This is a genomic window from Micromonospora sp. NPDC049048 (genome assembly GCF_043197615.1).
Taxonomy (GTDB): Bacteria; Actinomycetota; Actinomycetes; order Mycobacteriales; family Micromonosporaceae; genus Micromonospora.
Genome location: NZ_JBICTM010000001.1, coordinates 782307 through 794099, shown reverse-complemented (window position 1 = coordinate 794099; position 11793 = coordinate 782307). Strand labels below are relative to the sequence as shown.

Below are 11793 nucleotides of genomic sequence, written 5' to 3'. Positions count from 1 at the left end.
ACCGGCGTCACATCGTCGCGGTGACCTTCTTCAGCCCGCGCGGCGCGTCCGGGTCCTCGCCCCGGGCGAGTGCCAGCGCCAGCGCCAGGCGCTGCAACGGCAGGATGTCCAGCAGCGGCGCGTACCGCTCGTCGACCTCCGGGACCGCCATCCGGGTGGCGCCCTCGACGTCGGCGGAGCCGACCACCACCACGTCGGCGCGGCGCTCGCCGAGGCGGGGCAGCACCTCCCCCATCGACCGGCCGCCCGGCCCGGAGCCGACCACGGCGAGCACGGGCACGTCCGGGTCGGTCATGGCGAGGGGGCCGTGCAGCAGGTCGGCGCCGGAGAACGCGAGCGCCGGCAGGTAGGAGGTCTCCATCAGCTTCAGCGCGGCCTCGCGGGCGGTCGGGTACGCGTACCCGCGGCCGGTGGTGACGAGCTGGCCGGCGAACCGGTAGCGGGGCGCGAGCTGGGCCGGGGTGGGGTCCTCCAGCGTGCGGGCGGCCAGCTCGGGCAGGGCGGCGAGCGCCGCGCGCTCGTCGGCGGGCAGCGCGCCGTCGCCGGCCCGGACGCCCTCGACGAGCATCAGCAGGGCGAGCAGCTCGGCGGTGTAGGTCTTGGTGGCGGCCACCGCGCGCTCGTGCCCGGCGGCGATGTCGACGCTGAGCTCGGCGACGTCGGCCAGCCGGGAGTCGGGCGCGTTGGTGACCGCGAGGGTCAGCGCGCCGGAGTCACGGGCGGTGCGCAGCACCTCGGCGAGGTCGGGCGAGCCGCCGCTCTGGCTGACGCCGACGACCAGCGCGTCGGAGAGGTCCGGCGTGGCGCCGTAGAGGGTCACGACGCTGGGCGAGGCGAGGCCGGCGGGCAGCCCGAGCCGGATCTCGGTCAGGTACGCCCCGTAGAGGGCGGCGTGGTCGGAGGTGCCCCGGGCGGTGAAGACCACGTGTCGGGGGCGGCGCTCGGCGATGACCGCCGCCACCCGGGCGATCGCCCCGGCGTGCTCGGCGGAGAGCAGTCGCTCGTAGCCCGCCGGCTGCTCGTCGATGTCGGCGGCCATGCCAGCCCCTGCACGCGTCACGGAAACTCCTCCCACTGCGCGATTGCCGCGCGTTTCCTGCTCAGTCTTGCACCTTTGATCTGGAACGAGCAATCGAACGAGCAGTAGTGCGCAGATGATCACCATCTCGGTTCGGCATCACCTAGGCTTGCCCGACCCCGCTCCACCTACGCTTGCCCGATTCCACGACGAGCGAGAGGACCACGTGCCCGAGGACGACCGGTCGCCGACCGCGGCGGAGGAACTCGCCCTGGCCCGCCTCGCCATGGACGACGGCGACCTGGCACACGCGGCGAGCCACGTCGCCGCCGCGCTGGCCCAGGCCCCGACGCTGCCCGAGGTGCACGAGACGCTCGCCCGCCTGGCCGCCGCCGACGGCACGGGCGGCGTCGACCTCTTCCCGCTCCAGGGCCACGCCTTCGTCGGTGCCGTGGTGGCCCGCGCCCACCTGCTCGCCGCCGCCGGCCGGCCGGCGGAAGGGCTGGACCTGCTGGTCGCGGCCACCGGTCACGCGCCCGCGACGGATTGGGCCGGCGTCCCGTGGGTGACCACCCCGGACCTCGCCGAGCGCCTCGAACCCGACCGGACCGCCCGGATCCTGATGCAGGTCTGCGCCGCCGTGGCCGACCCGGTGCCCCGGGCCGGCCGGGCCGCCCTGGCCCCCTACCTGGCGCTGGCCCGCAACGCCGTCACCGTCCACCCCGAACACGCCCTGCTGCTTGGCGCGGCGTCCGCGCTGGCCAGGCGGGTCGGGCAGGCAGACCTGGCGATCCGCTGGGCTGCCCGGGGCGTACGCGCGGAGCCGTCGAAGATCGGCGAGGTGTGGCTCGGGTACGCGTACCGCAGCGCCGGGCGTACCCGCGAAGCGCTGGCGGCACTCGGCCGGGCCGTGGCGCACGACCCCGACGACCTCACCGTCTACGCCGACATCGCCGGCACCCTCGCCGACAACGGGCGGCTCGACGAGGCGCTCGACTGGATAGACCGCGCCCTGGCCCGGGACCCCTCCTTCGAGTGCGCCGTGCACACCGCGCACCGGCTACGGCACCAGCGCGACGGCGACGTGGCGCACCTCGTCGCGCTCGCCGACTTCGTCCGCGACCACCCCGACGACACGCACGAGCACGGCGACCTGGCCGAGAGCTGCCGGGGCCGCCCCTGGCTCGGCCAGCTCACCCCGGCGACCGGGCCGCTGGTGGACGCGCTGCGTCAGGCAGTCACCGACGAGCGGGCCGGCCTCGGCGTCGTACGGCTGGGCTCACCCGCGCCGCCCAGCGCGCTGCGTACCGCCGCGACGGCCGCGCCCGGGTTGCGCGTCGAGGTGGCGGGCGTACCCGATCCGGACCCGCGCGAGCCCCGACGGCCCACCGCCCTGCGGCTCTGGCACCACGACGGGCCGACGATCGTGCCCGCCGTGCCGGCGCCCTCGCCGGAGGCGGCCGCGCGGCTGCGGCAGCTCGCCCACCCGGCGTGGCCGCACCCGCCGGCGGCGTACGACGCGGCGGTGGGCCTGGCCACCCTGGAGCTGGCCGACCTGCTCGGCCTGCTGGCGCACCCGCCGGAGGCGCCGCCCACGGCGCTGGGCCGGGTACTCGGGCAGGACCCGTCGCTCTGGGTGCGCTGCGTGCAGGTGTGGGCGTGCCTCGGCCTGCTGCACCACCGCACCGACGAGCCGTGGGCGGAGTCGACCCGGCGCCGGGTGCTGCTGGACCTGGTCTGGGGTGTCGAGGACTGGGTCACCGAGGCGGCCCTGTTCGCCCTGGTCACCGCCGCCTGGGTCGATCCGGACGTACGCCCCGAGGTGGCCCGGGTGATGACCGGAGTGCTGTCCGACGCGGCGGCGGTCGCCCGGACCCGCCCGGTGCCGATCGCGCCCTCCCTGGCGCACCTGGCCCTGGCCAGCCCGGCCCTGGATCCGCAGACGGCGGCCCTGGCCGCCGTGCTGACGGCCACCCGCCCGGCGCCCCGGCAGCGTTCCCCCCTGAGCCGCCTCTGGCGCCGCCTCACCCGCCGGTGAGCGCCAACCGGAGAGCGAGCAGTTCCACCCCGGCCAGGGGCGCCCAGTCCAGCTCGGGCACCCGGACGAAGCCGCGGCGCAGGTAGAGCCGCTGGGCGGGGGCGGCGAAGCCGCGGCGTACGCAGATGACCACGGCGGAGCAGCCCAGCTCGGTCGCCCGCGACACGCAGGCCTCGACCAGCGCCGCACCGACGCCCCGCCCCTGCGCGGCCGGGTCCACCGCCAGCATCCGGAACTCCGCCTCGCCCGCCCGGGACAGCTCGGCGTAGCGGGTGCCGGGCAGGACGAAGGTCACCGAGCCGAGCAGCTCACCCGTGGCGTCGTCGGTGGCCACGAGCACCTCGCCGTCCTGTGCCCGGGACGCCACGTCGGCGAGCACGTCGGCGTAGCCGTGCTCGCCCTTCAACTGGCCGTCCGCCTCGTACGCAGCCACCGTCAGCCGGGCCACCGCCGCGAAGTCGTCCGGCCCGGCCCGCCGGACCGAGAGGCCGGTCAATCGATCACCGCGATCAGGTCACCGTCCTGCACGACGTCGCCCTCGTTGACCGCGAGCTGCTTGACGACACCGTCGGCCTCGGCGACCACGGGGATCTCCATCTTCATCGACTCCAGGATCACCAGCGTGTCCCCCTCCGACACGGTGTCCCCGGCCGACGCGACGACCTTCCAGACGTTCGCCACCATCTCGGCGCGGATCTCCTCGGCCATCTTCAGGGCCCTCCCTCTCGCGATTGCCTGCCGACGTATCCAATCATGCGGGCGACCGCCGACGGGCGTGGAGCGACCCGGGCCGGTGGATGACCGGACATGGGCCCGGCGGACGACGGCGGGTGCCGGCCGCACTAGCATCAGCGGGTCGGACCCCGGCGCCGGGAGGACCGGTGCGTGCACCGGCGCCGAGCTCGTGCGCAGGCGGATCCGACCATCACGAGGAGGTCACCATGGCGAAGAAGGCCCGCAAGAAGAAGGCCCGCAAGAAGAGCGGCGCGAACCACGGCAAGCGCCCCAACTCCTGACCGGCGGCCGGGCCCACCGCCCGGCCTCACGTCAGCGCAGACGCCGGTGGTCCGGGTCGTCACGACCCGGACCACCGGCGTTGCTGTCTGCCCCGGCCGACCTCAGTCGGCCAGTTCCTTCGACTCGGTGCTCTCGAAGACGACCAGTTCGGTGAGGCGCAGCCGCAGCCGCTCCCGCAACTGGTCGGGTGCGGTCTCGTTGCCGCAGCAGCGGGCCACCAGCGCCCGCACCTCCTGCTCGATGCCGTACTCGCGCAGGCACGGCCCGCACTCGTCGAGGTGGTGCCGGATCAGCGCGCGCCGCTCCTCGGCACACTCCAGATCCAGGTAGAGGTAGACCTCCGCGATGACCTCTCGGCAGTCCGTCTCGTGCGGATCCCCACAGCTCATGTCAGACCTCCCGGCCGGCGGAAGCGGTCGAGCCCTTCTTCGACGCCGCGGCGCTGAAGCCCCGCTCGGCGGCGTACTGCTCGAGCAGCTTGCGCAGATTACGTCGGCCCCGGTGCAGGCGCGACATGACCGTGCCGATCGGCGTGCCCATGATGTCGGCGACCTCCTTGTAGGAGAAGCCCTCGACGTCGGTCAGATAGACGGCCAGCCGGAACTCCTCCGGCAACTGCTGGAGGGCCTCCTTGACGTCGCTGTCCGGCAGCCGGTCCAGCGCCTCGGTCTCGGCTGACCGCAGCCCGCTGGAGGTGTGCGACTCGGCCTCGGCGAGCTGCCAGTCGGTGATCTCCTCGGTCGGTGCCTGGATGGGCTGGCGCTGCCGCTTGCGGTAGGAGTTGATGTAGGTGTTGGTGAGGATCCGGTAGAGCCACGCCTTGAGGTTCGTGCCCTGCTCGAACTGGTGGAAGGCGGCGTACGCCTTCAGGTACGTCTCCTGGACCAGGTCCTCGGCATCCGCCGGGTTGCGGGTCATCCGCAGCCCGGCAGCGTAGAGCTGATCGACGAAGGGCATCGCGTCCCGCTCGAAGCGGGCCCTGCGCTCGTCCGTCTTCTCGGTGGTCAACCGCACATCCCCTCGCGTCGGATGCTTTCCCGCCGAGGATACGCGTACGGGCGTGCCCGCAGATTCACTTCCGGCGGGTGTGCTGGTGCTCACCGTGGGCGTGCCCTTCGCGGCCGGGCCGACCGGCGGCACCACCGCGGGCCAGTCCGGGCCGCCCAGCAGCCGTCGCAGCTGCCGCGTCTCCCGCTCGTCCCGTTCCCGGACCCGCGTCTCCGTCGGCACCCGTCTCCCCCCTCGCCAGAAATGTCGTCCGGGGGGTGCAACGCCCCCGACGGGGCAGGGCATTCCGCCGGCCTCCCGTTCCCGGTCCCGGCGCCGACGGAGGCCGCCGCTGGGACCAGGAAGGGCCTGGGAGGACCGGCGTCGCCACCCGAACCGGGCGGCCGGCGCCATCCGATGCAACGACCCGCCGCCGCGAGCGGAAACGCTCAGCCGCGCGTCCAGCCCTCCGCGCGCAGCCAGTCGCGCACGACCGCGGCCGTGCCGGCCGGGTCGCCCCGCAGGTCGTGCCGCTCCCCCGGGCGGGTCACCACGTGCACGCCCGGCCCCGGCCCGGGCACCCCGAACGGGTCGCGGTCGCCGTTGACCACGAGGGTCGGCAGGCCCGTCGTCAACTCCGCCGCCCGCGACCGCTCCGGTCGGCCGGGCGGGTGCAGCGGGAACGCGAGCGCGACGATGCCGGCGGCGCCCACCGCCCGCGCGGTGCGGCAGGCCACCCGCGCGCCGCTGGAGCGTCCGCCCACCAGCAGGGGTACGCCGGGATGCCGTTGCCGCAGCACGGCGAGCACCGCGCTCCACGCCTCGTCGAGGTGCCCCGCCGGGGCCGGCGCGCGCCGGCCGGCGACGCGGTACGGCTGGGTCACCCGGGCAACCACCAGACCGGCGTCGACCGCCGCGTCCCGGAGCGCACGCAGGTCGGGCACGTCGACGTCACCGCCCGCGCCGTGGCCGAGCACCAGCAGGGCGCTCGGCGCGCCCGCCGGCGGGTCGGTGTCGACCCGGGCGGGCCCGCGCGGGGTGGAGATCTCGTCGTCCTGCGGCATCGGCCCATTCTGCGGGGGCCCCGGCACGACGGGCAGCCGGCCCGCCGAGGTGGCGGGCCGGCTGCGACCGTGTCAGTCGACGGTCAGCTCAGCGGCACCAGGGTGAGCAACCGGTCCCGGACCGGCGGGCCCGCCTCGCCGGCGGCGTCGGGATCCGGTTGCACCTCGTCGCGCCAGGCCACCAGCATCGCCCGCCGTTCGCGCGGGGTGGTGCCGCCCCAGACGCCGTGACAGTCACCCACCTCCAGCGCCCAGGCCAGGCAGGAGCCCTGCACGTCACAGCTCCGGCAGAGCGCGACGGCGGCGTCGGCTGGTTCGTTCGGCGCCGGAAAGAACGTTTCCGGGTCGATGTTGCGGCAGGTTCCTCTGGTCCGCCACGCCTCGTCCTGTCGCCGCTCCCGCAACGCACGCAACAGCCGCGGATCTCGTCGTGCGGCGGCCACCTCGTGCGGGCGGGGCATACGTGCCCGTGTCATCCACCCACCTCCCCCGTGGGACCGGCAAGATTTCGGTGCGCGTCGTCCGCCCCGTGCGAATCGACTCCCAACTACCGGCGCTGTGTTCTATCGCACTTACGGACATCGGGACAAGACTTCCCGGTGAATATGGGGGAACGACAGGGCGACCTTTCGGCCGCAACTCTGGCAAATCACACCCGACAATGTGTCGGACTGTCAGAAGAGCGTCATTTCCTCCGGCGTGGCGGTCCCCGCCAACGGCACCCGCTCGGTCAACTGCGGCCCGTCGTTGCGTACGTCACCCACCGCCGTGCCCACCGGCCGGATCTCCAGCGCCGCCAGCCAGTCGGGCGGAGGGGGCGCGAGCAGGGACTCCGGCTCGTCCGACGCCAGCCACGCCCCCCAGCGCTCCCGGGTCAGCAGCAGCGGCATCCGGTCGTGCACCTCGGCCAGCTCGCCGAGCGCGGCAGTGGTGAGCACGCTGAAGGTGAGCAGCGGACCGCCGGAGCCCTCCCAGACCGACCAGATGCCGGCGAACGCGAGCACCGAGCCGTCCGCCGGGGTCATGTAGTAGGGCTGCTTGCGCCCGTCCGCCGTGCGGACCCACTCGTACCAGCCGTCGGCCGGGACGACGCAGCGGCGACGGGCGAAGGCCCCGGCGTACGCGCGGCTGGTGGCGACCGTCTCGGCGCGGGCGTTGATCATGCGGGCGGCCCCGGCGGGCGACCGGGACCAGGACGGGACCAGCCCCCAACGGCCGACCGAGAGCGCGCGGTGCCCCTCGGGACTGATCCGCACCAGCGGCACGGGGTCGGTGGGCGCGACGTTGTGGTCGGGGCCGACGCGACCGCCGGTCTCGTCCTGGGACTCGAACAGCGCGCTCAGGTCGCCCGCGCTCCGGGTCGTCGCGTACCTCCCGCACATGCCGCACACGCTAACCTGCCGCGCGCCCAGCGGCTGTCCCGCTGACCGGGAGTGAGCGCGCCGACCGGCCGCGCCCGCGCCGGAGGCGGCAGAATGGAGGCGTGGGGAACCTGATCGCGACCCGGCCGCCGCAGCCGTGGACCGCTCCGACCGCCTCCGATCCGGTGGGGGCCACGCTGCGCCTGCCCGGGTCCAAGTCGATGACCGCACGCGCGCTGGTGCTGAGCGCGCTGGCCAGCGGCCCGTCGACCCTGACCGGGCCGCTGCGCGCCCGGGACACCGAACTGATGGCGGCCGGGCTGCGCGCGATGGGCGCACACATGTCGATCAGCGACGACGAGCGCTGGCTCGTACGCCCCCACCCGCTGGCCGGCCCCGCGCACGTCGACGTCGGCCTGGCCGGCACCGTGATGCGCTTCGTCCCGCCGGTGGCGGGCCTGGCCGACGGGCGGATCACCTTCGACGGCGACCCGCAGGCCCGCACCCGGCCGCTCGGCCCGCTGATCGGGGCGCTGCGCTCACTCGGCGTACGCGTGGACGCCCCCGCCACCGGCAGCCTGCCGCTGACCGTGCTCGGCGCCGGGCGGGTGGCCGGCGGTGAGGTGGTCATCGACGCCTCCGCGTCCAGCCAACTGGTCTCCGGGCTGCTGCTGGCCGCGCCACGCTTCGACCGGGGCGTGGTGGTCCGGCACGTGGGGCCGCCGGTGCCCTCGGCGCCGCACCTGCGGATGACGGTGCAGATGCTCCGGGCGGCCGGCGCGGCCGTCGACGACGGCACGCCCGACGTGTGGGTGGTCGAGCCGGGCCCGTTGACCGGGCGCGGCTGGGAGATCGAGCCCGACCTGTCGGGCGCCGTGCCGTTCTTCGCCGCCGCCCTGGTCACCGGCGGGGAGGTGACCCTCCAGGGCTGGCCGCGCAGCAGCGCCCAGCCCGTCGAGCAGCTCCGCTCGCTGCTCCAGCGGATGGGCGGCGAGGTGACCCTCTCCACCGCCGGGCTGACGGTCCGGGGCACCGGCGTGGTGCACGGCCTGGACGCCGACCTCTCCGACGTCAGCGAGCTGACCCCGGCGCTGACCGCGCTGGCCATGCTCGCCGACTCGCCGTCGGTGTTCACCGGCGTAGGCCACATCCGGGGCCACGAGACCGACCGGCTGACCGCGCTGGCGCGGGAGTTCACCGCCCTGGGCGCCGACATCACCGAGTCCCCGGACGGGCTGGAGATCCGGCCCCGGCCGCTGCACGGCGGGGTGTTCGAGACCTACCACGACCACCGGATGGCGCACGCCGCCGCCGTGGCCGGCCTGGCCGTGCCGGGCGTCGAGCTGAGCGACGTGTCGTGCACCTCGAAGACCATGCCCGAGTTTCCGGCACTATGGTCGGCGATGGTGACCGGCAAGAGCTGACACGACGAAGGGGGCCGCGTCCTGGCGACCAGACGGCGGGAGTACGACGAGGACGACGTCCGGGTCCGTCCCGGCAGGTCGTCGCGCCCGCGTACCCGCACCCGCCCACGGCATGAGGACGCGGTGGACGGCTTCGTGATCGCCGTCGACCGGGGCCGCTACACGTGTGTGCCGCCCGACGCCGGGCCGGACGCTCCCCTGGTCACCGCGATGCGGGCCCGGGAGCTGGGGCGCAAGTCGGTGGTGGTCGGCGACCGCGTCGGCCTGGTCGGCGACACCTCCGGCACGGCCGGGGCGCTGGCCCGCATCGTCCGGATCGCCGAGCGCACGTCGGTGCTGCGGCGCACCGCCGACGACGACGAGACCACCGCCGAGGGGCGGCTGGAGCGGGTGGTCGTCGCCAACGCCGACCAGTTGGTCATCGTCAGCGCGCTGGCCGACCCGCCGCCGCGCACCGGGTTCATCGACCGGTGCCTGGTGGCCGCGTACGACGCCGACATCGAGCCGCTGCTCTGCCTCACGAAGGCCGACCTGGCCGGCCCCGAGGCGGTCCTCGGCTACTACGCCGAGCTGGAGCTGCCGTACGTGCTGATCCGCCCGGACTCCGACCTCGACGCCCTGCGCAGCCTGCTCGCCGGGCGGATCTCGGTCATGGTGGGGCACTCCGGGGTGGGCAAGTCGACGCTGGTCAACCGACTCGTGCCGGACGCCGCGCGGGCCGTCGGCACGGTCAGCGCGATCGGCCGGGGCCGGCACACCTCCACGAGCGCGGTGGCGCTGCGACTGCCCCGGGACCCGACGCACGGCGGGAACGCCCCGGCCGGCTGGATCGTCGACACCCCGGGCGTACGCAGCTTCGGGCTCGCGCACGTCTCCGCAGACAGCCTGCTGCACGGCTTCCCCGACCTGGTCGAGGGGACGGTCGACTGCCCCGCCAACTGCCCGCACACGCCGGACGAGCCCGACTGCGGGCTGGACGCGTGGGTCGCCGCCGGCAAGGCCGATCCGCGCCGGCTGGCCTCGTACCGCCGGCTGCTGGCCTCCCGGTCGGGCGAGGGCGACGCGCGGGCGGAGGCCGACCAGCGGAATCCCGGCGACCCGCTCGCCGGGTCCTGAGCCGGTCGCCGTTACCGTTTGGGGCATGCCCGGGTACGCCGACGACATCGCCCTCGCCCACCTGCTCGCCGACGCCGCCGACGCCGTCTCCACGGCCCGGTTCCGCGCGCTCGACCTGCGGGTCGAGGCGAAGCCCGACCTGACCCCGGTCTCCGACGCGGACACCGCCGTGGAGCGCGAGATCCGGGCCCTGCTGGCCGCCCACCGGCCGGCCGACGGCCTGCTCGGCGAGGAGTACGGCGAGGAGCCCGCCAGCGGCCCGGACGGCCGGCGCTGGGTGGTCGACCCGATCGACGGCACGAAGAACTTCATCCGTGGCGTGCCGGTCTGGGCCACGCTGATCGCGCTGCTGGAGGGGGATCGTCCCGTCGCCGGGCTGGTCTCCGCGCCGGCGCTCGGCCGCCGCTGGTGGGGTGCCCTCGGCGAGGGCGCGTACGCGGGTCCGGACGCCGCCGGGGGCGTGCCGATCCGGGTCTCCGCCGTCCGGGACCTCTCCGACGCGAGCTTCTGCTACTCGTCGCTGACGGGGTGGGAGTCCGCCGGCCGGCTGGACGCGATGCTCCAGCTCATGCGCGACACCTGGCGCAGCCGGGCCTACGGCGACTTCTACGGCTACATGCTGCTGGCCGAGGGCGCACTGGACGTGATGGTGGAGCCGGAACTGTCGCTGTGGGACGTCGCCGCGCTGGTGCCGATCGTCACCGAGGCGGGCGGGGCGTTCACCGACCTGGCCGGCCGGCCCGCCCCCGCCGGCGATGCGGGCGCCGATTGCAGCGCCGTGGCCAGCAACGGCGCGTTGCACGCCGACATCCTCGCCCGGCTGGGTCGGCCAATCGAGCACTGACCCCCGGCAGCCTCTATCCTCGCCAGGTGGTTTCCTCCGGTTGGTGCTTCCTCGCGGCCATGATCGTCGCGTACGGCGTCGCCAACCTGCTCCAGTCGGTGGCCGCCGCCCGCACCACCGTGCACCACTCCTTCGACCCGGGGCTGCTGCTGCGGCTGGCGGGTCACCGGGCCTACCTGATCGGGCTCGGCTGCCAGGTGGCCGGGTTCGTGCTGGCCCTGCTCGCCCGGCGGGACCTGCCGCTCTTCCTGGTCCAGTCCAGCGTCGCCGCCGGGCTCGGGGTCACCGCCCTGCTCGGCGTGCTGGTGCTGAAGTGGCGGCTGCCGGCCGCCGAGGTGGCCCTGCTGGTGCTGCTGTTCGCCGGGATCACCGCGCTGGTGCTCTCCGCCGAGCCCGCGCCGGCCAAGCCGCTCGGCACCACCGGCATGATCGCCCTGGCAGTGGCGCTCGGCGTGATCGCCGTGATCGGCTTCTTCGCCGTACGCCTGCACGGGGCGCCCGGTTCGGTGGCGCTCGGCGCGCTGGCCGGGCTGGCGTTCTCCGCCGCGGCGGTCGCCGCCCGGCCGCTGGCCTCCGCCCCGACGCCCGAGGCGTTCGTCCGGGACCCGCTGCTCTACCTGCTGATCGCCCACTCGATCGTCGGCCAGCTGCTGCTCGGCCTGGCCATGCAGCGCGGCTCGACCACGGCCGCCGTGGCGGCGATGGACGCCGCCGGGGCGGTGCCCGCCGCGGTCGTCGGCCTGCTGCTGCTCAACGACAAGATCTGGCCCGGCCGGGAGTGGCTCGCGGCCGTCGGCTTCCTGGTCACCCTCGCGGCGGTCATCGGCCTCACCCGGTACGCCGAACCCCAGCACCACCACGCGGTCGCCGGGGAACGGGACCGGGACATGGTCGGCGCCGGGGCGACCGGTCGTCCGAGCTGAG

General features: G+C 75.2%; 14 protein-coding genes. 6 read left to right on the top strand and 8 right to left on the bottom strand.

The genetic code is table 11. From position 1 onward, the window contains the following. Nucleotides 1-7: 7 nt before the first annotated feature. Nucleotides 8-1039 (bottom strand): SIS domain-containing protein, encoded by a 1032-nt coding sequence (locus ACGFIG_RS03800; protein ID WP_392999422.1) that lies wholly within the window; start codon nucleotides 1037-1039, stop codon nucleotides 8-10. 265 nt (nucleotides 1040-1304) lie between these two features. Between ACGFIG_RS03800 and ACGFIG_RS03795 the strand changes: the two genes are divergently transcribed. Beyond that, nucleotides 1305-3056 carry a tetratricopeptide repeat protein gene (locus ACGFIG_RS03795; RefSeq protein ID WP_392999420.1) on the top strand — a complete coding sequence of 584 codons (1752 nt, stop codon included), beginning with the start codon at nucleotides 1305-1307 and terminating at the stop codon, nucleotides 3054-3056. On the opposite strand, the gene ACGFIG_RS03790 is transcribed toward ACGFIG_RS03795, so the two are convergent. Next, nucleotides 3043-3552 (bottom strand): GNAT family N-acetyltransferase, encoded by a 510-nt coding sequence (locus tag ACGFIG_RS03790; RefSeq protein ID WP_392998831.1) that lies wholly within the window; start codon nucleotides 3550-3552, stop codon nucleotides 3043-3045. The two genes, ACGFIG_RS03795 and ACGFIG_RS03790, sit on opposite strands and share 14 nt — an antisense overlap. Further along, nucleotides 3549-3770 carry a biotin/lipoyl-binding carrier protein gene (locus ACGFIG_RS03785; RefSeq protein WP_392999418.1) on the bottom strand — a complete coding sequence of 74 codons (222 nt, stop codon included), beginning with the start codon at nucleotides 3768-3770 and terminating at the stop codon, nucleotides 3549-3551. The genes ACGFIG_RS03790 and ACGFIG_RS03785 overlap by 4 nt, the downstream gene beginning before the upstream one ends. Nucleotides 3771-3997: 227 nt before the next feature. On the opposite strand from ACGFIG_RS03785, the gene ACGFIG_RS03780 reads away from it, so the two are divergent. Beyond that, a complete protein-coding gene (locus tag ACGFIG_RS03780; RefSeq protein WP_369700219.1) occupies nucleotides 3998-4072 on the top strand; it encodes a 50S ribosomal protein bL37 in 75 nt (24 codons plus the stop codon). Nucleotides 4073-4174: 102 nt separating this feature from the next. Here the strand turns inward: ACGFIG_RS03780 and rsrA are convergent, their stop codons facing one another. The 5 genes from rsrA to ACGFIG_RS03755 form a co-directional block, all read right to left on the bottom strand. After that, entirely contained in the window at nucleotides 4175-4462 is a 288-nt protein-coding gene (gene rsrA / locus ACGFIG_RS03775; RefSeq protein ID WP_392998829.1) for a mycothiol system anti-sigma-R factor, read from the bottom strand. 1 nt (nucleotide 4463) lies between these two features. Further along, the gene (locus ACGFIG_RS03770; protein ID WP_392998827.1) at nucleotides 4464-5303 is read right to left on the bottom strand and encodes a sigma-70 family RNA polymerase sigma factor; all 840 of its coding nucleotides are present in this window, start codon (nucleotides 5301-5303) and stop codon (nucleotides 4464-4466) included. Nucleotides 5304-5509: 206 nt separating this feature from the next. After that, nucleotides 5510-6124, bottom strand: a complete 615-nt coding sequence (locus tag ACGFIG_RS03765; RefSeq protein ID WP_392998825.1) for an alpha/beta family hydrolase — start codon at nucleotides 6122-6124, stop codon at nucleotides 5510-5512. Nucleotides 6125-6207: 83 nt separating this feature from the next. Next, the gene (locus ACGFIG_RS03760; RefSeq protein WP_392998823.1) at nucleotides 6208-6600 is read right to left on the bottom strand and encodes a WhiB family transcriptional regulator; all 393 of its coding nucleotides are present in this window, start codon (nucleotides 6598-6600) and stop codon (nucleotides 6208-6210) included. A 198-nt stretch (nucleotides 6601-6798) separates the two neighbouring features. After that, complete coding sequence (locus ACGFIG_RS03755; RefSeq protein ID WP_392998821.1) at nucleotides 6799-7506, bottom strand: SOS response-associated peptidase; 708 nt, start codon at nucleotides 7504-7506, stop codon at nucleotides 6799-6801. Between the two features lie 101 nt (nucleotides 7507-7607). Between ACGFIG_RS03755 and aroA the strand changes: the two genes are divergently transcribed. From aroA to ACGFIG_RS03735, 4 genes are all read left to right on the top strand, one after another. Beyond that, on the top strand, nucleotides 7608-8909 hold the full coding sequence (gene aroA / locus ACGFIG_RS03750; protein WP_392998819.1) for a 3-phosphoshikimate 1-carboxyvinyltransferase: 1302 nt from the start codon (nucleotides 7608-7610) through the stop codon (nucleotides 8907-8909). A gap of 168 nt (nucleotides 8910-9077) precedes the next feature. After that, nucleotides 9078-10025, top strand: a complete 948-nt coding sequence (rsgA, locus tag ACGFIG_RS03745; protein ID WP_392999416.1) for a ribosome small subunit-dependent GTPase A — start codon at nucleotides 9078-9080, stop codon at nucleotides 10023-10025. Nucleotides 10026-10050: 25 nt separating this feature from the next. Then, nucleotides 10051-10869 (top strand): histidinol-phosphatase, encoded by an 819-nt coding sequence (gene hisN / locus ACGFIG_RS03740; protein ID WP_392998817.1) that lies wholly within the window; start codon nucleotides 10051-10053, stop codon nucleotides 10867-10869. Between the two features lie 59 nt (nucleotides 10870-10928). Continuing rightward, nucleotides 10929-11792, top strand: a complete 864-nt coding sequence (locus tag ACGFIG_RS03735) for a hypothetical protein (protein WP_392999414.1) — start codon at nucleotides 10929-10931, stop codon at nucleotides 11790-11792. Nucleotide 11793: the final 1 nt, after the last annotated feature.

Coding starts and splice junctions, on each gene's coding strand:
- ACGFIG_RS03800 (WP_392999422.1), bottom strand. CDS start 1,039: ATGGCCGCCGACATCGACGAGCAGCCGGCGGGCTACGAGCGACTGCTC.
- ACGFIG_RS03795 (WP_392999420.1), top strand. CDS start 1,305: ATGGACGACGGCGACCTGGCACACGCGGCGAGCCACGTCGCCGCCGCG.
- rsrA (WP_392998829.1), bottom strand. CDS start 4,462: ATGAGCTGTGGGGATCCGCACGAGACGGACTGCCGAGAGGTCATCGCG.
- ACGFIG_RS03765 (WP_392998825.1), bottom strand. CDS start 6,124: ATGCCGCAGGACGACGAGATCTCCACCCCGCGCGGGCCCGCCCGGGTC.
- ACGFIG_RS03760 (WP_392998823.1), bottom strand. CDS start 6,600: ATGACACGGGCACGTATGCCCCGCCCGCACGAGGTGGCCGCCGCACGA.
- ACGFIG_RS03755 (WP_392998821.1), bottom strand. CDS start 7,506: ATGTGCGGGAGGTACGCGACGACCCGGAGCGCGGGCGACCTGAGCGCG.
- hisN (WP_392998817.1), top strand. CDS start 10,051: ATGCCCGGGTACGCCGACGACATCGCCCTCGCCCACCTGCTCGCCGAC.
- ACGFIG_RS03735 (WP_392999414.1), top strand. CDS start 10,929: ATGATCGTCGCGTACGGCGTCGCCAACCTGCTCCAGTCGGTGGCCGCC.